We start from the raw sequence: 4,419 nt of genomic DNA, 5'->3' as shown, positions 1-4,419 counted from the left end.
ATGTGGAACACTCAAAAATGGAGGTTGCGCAGAACAAAACTTAACTTTTGTGTGTCCAGAAACTTGACGTAGATCCAGATAGTGGTAGTGTAAGAGTGAGTGTTAAATTTAGTTAGTATCAATTTATTATTTTTATTAGCTGAAAATTAGTATATGTTTTCTATTAATGGTTTTATTATATACTATAAGAAGGTGATAAAATGGAAAGTTCAACATGTCCTAAATGTGGAATTGGAAAAATCTACATTACAGATGAATGGGATAAAGAATTTGATCGCTTAGATGACAATGTTCCAGCAGGTGATATAATCCATAATATATTAGCTGATAGAGGTATTGTAAAATATAGATGTACAAATTGTGATTATACTAAATTAACCGATTAACCATATTATTGAGAACCTCTATTTTGGGAGTTTTATTATGAATCTATTGTCAAAAGTAGCAGTTTCTTGTCATTTATTCTCTTAACAATAGTTTGTATAATATTGGTAGGATGTGTTAATCATGGGTTTTGCAAAAAATATGCAAATCGAAAAAGATGAGCATGAAAGAGAATGTATTGAAAGTGGTTCTACAGTATGGGTTGATTGGGAAACATCAAGTTATCATTGTGAAAAATGCGAAGAAACTTTTGAAGTAAAACAGTGCATTAATGATCATAATTTAATAAGTAAGGATAGTGAAGATTTTCTCTGCTCTTATTGTATTGATTACATGAAAAGAGATTAATTTTAGTAATTAAGAATAAATAAAAAGCACATCCAATTGGGTGTGCTTTTTATTATGTTTAAAATCTAGTGTCCCAGAGCAGGACAACAATAGTGAAAAACTAATTAAGAAAGAAGGTGATAACATGGCTGAAGAGAACAAATTAATGCTCGATATTTACGAGCGACTTGGTGGTATTGATGCAAAATTAGATAATGTGAATGCAATAAAACAAACTGCTGACGATGCATTGAAAATTGCAAATAGAGCTGACTTAAAAGCAGATGATGCACAAGAAGATATTTCAAAACTTACTAGTACATTGAAATGGGGTTTAGGTATATGTGCTTCTGCAATTATTACAATTATAGTGTTCGTATTAGGAATAGTAATAAAATAACAGGAGGTCATTGACGTGACAGCGGATAAATTAAAACAATACATATCATTATTCGGGGGATGGCTAGGAGCTGTCCTTTTATTTTTGAAATCAATTGGAATTACTCTTGCACATTTTAATGATAATAGTATTAATGCATTTGTAGGTGTATTAGAAGCATCCGTACCATTTATTTTAGTTGCTTACGGAGTATATAAAAATAGCTATCTATTAAGTAAACAAGCACGTGAGCAAGAGAAACATTTACAAGAAAAGGGGTTAAAATAATGGGTATGAAACTATCAGACAATGGTGCAAATTTCATTGCTTCTCATGAAGGTGGATTTAGATTATCATGGTACAAGCTTAATGACGGTATGATGACTGTTGGTGCTGGTCATACTATTCCATTAGCTGAAGCAAAAAGAAAAGGTATTAAAGTTGGAGATAAAATTACAAAAACACAAGCAATTAAATGGTTTGAACAAGATTGTTCAGGATTTGTAAATGGAACTAATCGTCTACTTAATCAATTTGGATTCAAAGTAAACCAAAATCAATTTGATGCTTTGGTTTCTTATGCATATAATCGTGGACTTGGATCAGCTAGATATGATAATGGTTTATATCAATTATTACATCATTCTAAAAGTGTTAATGATATTTCTAAAAACTTATTAGTCTATTGGGGTACAAATACATACTATACAACTAATCCAGGTAAAGTTAAATTACTAGCTTCATGTAACCTTTATACTTCAGTAGAATTTAACGATAAAACTAAATCAGGATTATCTTATCCAAAAGGTACAGTATTTACTGTAAATGGAATTAAAAAATCAAAAAATGGAGTTCCACGTTTAATCGTATCAAACGGTAAATTTGTACTTACAGCTAATAAGGAATATGTGAAGAAAGTGTAAAGTAAAGACTAGGTACTCACATTTAATAAGTACCTAGTCATATGCTTTCTTAATATTATAAGTCCTTTATTCTTTCAATAAAAGGCTTTCCATCAATTATCCCGTGTTTAAAGAGTTCTTCTGCAGTTTTAAAAGCCTGAGTGTAGGAATCTCTTGAACGTGTGAGTAGAAAGCTTTTTTCTTCAGGTACTCTACTAATCCACCATTCTTCATCTTTATAATCGAATGCCAATTCTTGCCCTTCTTCTATAGCTTCTTTAAATTCTTTCCAAACCTTTTCATCCATATTATCCCTCCTAATACCATTCCGTTTTCTTTGTCCAAATCCCTTTAGAATTATATCCCCAGTCATGACGATGTGGAACTTTTGGATGTTTTTTTGCATTCCCATGATTTGTATAATGTATATCTACTTCAGCTTTACCATCCTTTTTATAATATCTTCTAGTATTTAGTTTACCGTCTTTATATAGATCTCTTGAAGAATAGCCCTTATTAACTTTACTAGGAAGATTTCTTAGTTTTTTTGAATATTTATATGTAGAACTTCTACCTTTAACTTTAACACCTTTCTTTTTTGCTTCTTTATAAAGCTGAGCTGTTGTTTTTTTCTTTTTCTTAGGTTTTGGTTTTGGCTTTGGTTTTGGCTTGAAAATTGGGAATAATCCTTTTGCTTCTGCAGTTTGTTTGTTAAAGGATATAGTGATTGTTTTTTTGGACTCTTTATCCAATGGTGAATGAATTTGATATGTTGAGAAAAACATTGCTAAGGCAATAATACTAGCCATAATAATTTTTAGTGTCTTTTTCATCCATAATTCTCCTTTCCTTTATTTCAATAACAATATTAACTAAAAAATAAATATAAATTAAGGATATTTAGTAAAAATAAGTAAAATGATACATAGAAGATGAGATAAAAGTTTTATTTTTAAGGAGTATTTGAGTGAGTATTTGATTTAATTAAATTACTAAAAAGCATTTATTTTATATAAAAAGCAAGTGTATCCACACTCACTTCTTCATTACTACATATGTGTTTTTTATTGTGACAGTAGTTCCAGTTTCCAATATGATACGCAGGTCTGATACGCCAAATTAGCGTATCAGGTCGGTACCAAAATGTTATCGAGTAGTAGGTTGTTCTCATCAACCCTAATTTTGAGTATGTTCTCCAATTGTGGGGGATGTACTCTTTTTTTATTTAAATTTATTTATATTTTTCTACCATCTTTCAGAATAAAATTTGCTTCATATACAACGTCTAAAGCATTAAAATATATAAATGCGGATATTTGCAGTTTTTGTAGAATTAATATAAAAGGAAAATGTAGTTATGATCACAATAGAAAATTTAAAAAAAATAGCAGAAATCGAGAAAGAAATTGAACAATTAGAATTAAAAATAGAAGAATTATATACAAATGACATTCTTCCCAAAATGCACACTAGCATCAATATACTGTATGATGAAATTAAAAAGAGATTGTTTAAAAATGATTTTATGATTCATGAAGAAGTAAATGAATCAATATTTTTCGCTTCTTATCTAAAATTAAGTATACAAGTGAGGAAGATTGAAGATAATACTAAATTAGAAATTAGAATTCCAGAAAGACTTGAAGAAATAATTACCGCAAGTGTCGATATTGAACTTATACAGTATGGTTATATTGCGATAGATGATGATTTATACGAACCATATTCAAAACTAAGAGAAAGATATGATGAAAAAATGGCTTTATTAATTGCTTATGAAAAAGGTGATATTGTTTATCAAAATAAAAGTAAGAAAATTTTTGATGGTATAGTTGAATTTTTTGATAATTATTTTAAAAAATAAATATTTTATTACTGTATTTGTTTAAGAGTTATATAACCGTATTATTCCGTATTTGAGTATACTCATTTTATGTTATGAGTGTACTCATTTTTTATTTAATTATTTTAATTCGACTTCTAATTTTAACTATTGTATATGACTTATAAGGTTGTAAATGATATGCAATATATAAATTAGAGGTGGTCAAGTCTTGAAAAAGAAAAAGCTGTAATTTATGCATGTGTTTCCACTACTAAAGATGAGCAAAAATCGTCACTAGAAATACAAGAAGGATCACTCTCAAATATTAAACAATCAATCAGAAAAATTCATTTATTATCTAGGTATATTAAATTGAATATGAAATAAAAATTAGTCACCAAAAAACAGGTGACCATTGGTGACCAAAATGTCACCAGTTTTTAGATGGAATTGCTATAACAACTGTTTTATTATATTGGAAAAATTTGATTGATACAATTGGTTGAAATGCTGATACGTCAAGCTCTATCTGTACTAACAGTATCTGACCACCTACTAACTGGCGAAGCAACAACTGCAGAAGAACGCCAAACTACATTCAA

8 protein-coding genes and 1 pseudogene are annotated in these 4,419 nt (G+C 28.9%); 7 read left to right on the top strand and 2 right to left on the bottom strand.

Features of this window, described 5'->3' with window-relative positions; all coding sequences use genetic code 11:
* Positions 1–200 precede the first annotated feature (200 nt).
* From Q0977_RS17885 to Q0977_RS17865, 5 genes are all read left to right on the top strand, one after another.
* Positions 201–386, top strand: coding sequence for a hypothetical protein (locus Q0977_RS17885; RefSeq protein ID WP_299516452.1), 186 nt, complete (start codon positions 201–203; stop codon positions 384–386).
* 121 nt (positions 387–507) lie between these two features.
* Complete coding sequence (locus Q0977_RS17880) at positions 508–732, top strand: hypothetical protein (protein WP_299516450.1); 225 nt, start codon at positions 508–510, stop codon at positions 730–732.
* Between the two features lie 124 nt (positions 733–856).
* Positions 857–1,111 (top strand): hemolysin XhlA family protein, encoded by a 255-nt coding sequence (locus tag Q0977_RS17875; RefSeq protein WP_299516448.1) that lies wholly within the window; start codon positions 857–859, stop codon positions 1,109–1,111.
* A 15-nt stretch (positions 1,112–1,126) separates the two neighbouring features.
* Entirely contained in the window at positions 1,127–1,378 is a 252-nt protein-coding gene (locus Q0977_RS17870) for a phage holin (protein ID WP_299516446.1), read from the top strand.
* A complete protein-coding gene (locus Q0977_RS17865; protein WP_299516444.1) occupies positions 1,378–2,013 on the top strand; it encodes a DUF5776 domain-containing protein in 636 nt (211 codons plus the stop codon). Before Q0977_RS17870 ends, Q0977_RS17865 begins: the two co-directional genes overlap by 1 nt.
* A gap of 55 nt (positions 2,014–2,068) precedes the next feature.
* Here the strand turns inward: Q0977_RS17865 and Q0977_RS17860 are convergent, their stop codons facing one another.
* Together Q0977_RS17860 and Q0977_RS17855 are read right to left on the bottom strand one after the other, a co-directional pair.
* On the bottom strand, positions 2,069–2,299 hold the full coding sequence (locus tag Q0977_RS17860; RefSeq protein WP_146553516.1) for a hypothetical protein: 231 nt from the start codon (positions 2,297–2,299) through the stop codon (positions 2,069–2,071).
* A gap of 10 nt (positions 2,300–2,309) precedes the next feature.
* On the bottom strand, positions 2,310–2,825 hold the full coding sequence (locus tag Q0977_RS17855; protein WP_299516437.1) for a hypothetical protein: 516 nt from the start codon (positions 2,823–2,825) through the stop codon (positions 2,310–2,312).
* Between the two features lie 524 nt (positions 2,826–3,349).
* On the opposite strand from Q0977_RS17855, the gene Q0977_RS17850 reads away from it, so the two are divergent.
* Together Q0977_RS17850 and Q0977_RS17845 are read left to right on the top strand one after the other, a co-directional pair.
* Positions 3,350–3,856 carry a hypothetical protein gene (locus Q0977_RS17850; RefSeq protein WP_299516435.1) on the top strand — a complete coding sequence of 169 codons (507 nt, stop codon included), beginning with the start codon at positions 3,350–3,352 and terminating at the stop codon, positions 3,854–3,856.
* 477 nt (positions 3,857–4,333) lie between these two features.
* Positions 4,334–4,419, top strand: a pseudogene (locus tag Q0977_RS17845) (purine-nucleoside phosphorylase); the annotation flags it as partial.

The sequence above is a fragment of the uncultured Rummeliibacillus sp. genome (genome assembly GCF_934216135.1).
In the GTDB taxonomy this organism is placed as follows: domain Bacteria; phylum Bacillota; class Bacilli; order Bacillales_A; family Planococcaceae; genus Rummeliibacillus.
The sequence above is the reverse complement of the archived record's forward strand: the minus strand, read 5'-3'. Positions and strand labels throughout refer to the sequence as shown.

Coding starts and splice junctions, on each gene's coding strand:
- Q0977_RS17850 (WP_299516435.1), top strand. CDS start 3,350: ATGATCACAATAGAAAATTTAAAAAAAATAGCAGAAATCGAGAAAGAA.
- Q0977_RS17880 (WP_299516450.1), top strand. CDS start 508: ATGGGTTTTGCAAAAAATATGCAAATCGAAAAAGATGAGCATGAAAGA.
- Q0977_RS17855 (WP_299516437.1), bottom strand. CDS start 2,825: ATGAAAAAGACACTAAAAATTATTATGGCTAGTATTATTGCCTTAGCA.
- Q0977_RS17885 (WP_299516452.1), top strand. CDS start 201: ATGGAAAGTTCAACATGTCCTAAATGTGGAATTGGAAAAATCTACATT.
- Q0977_RS17865 (WP_299516444.1), top strand. CDS start 1,378: ATGGGTATGAAACTATCAGACAATGGTGCAAATTTCATTGCTTCTCAT.
- Q0977_RS17860 (WP_146553516.1), bottom strand. CDS start 2,299: ATGGATGAAAAGGTTTGGAAAGAATTTAAAGAAGCTATAGAAGAAGGG.
- Q0977_RS17875 (WP_299516448.1), top strand. CDS start 857: ATGGCTGAAGAGAACAAATTAATGCTCGATATTTACGAGCGACTTGGT.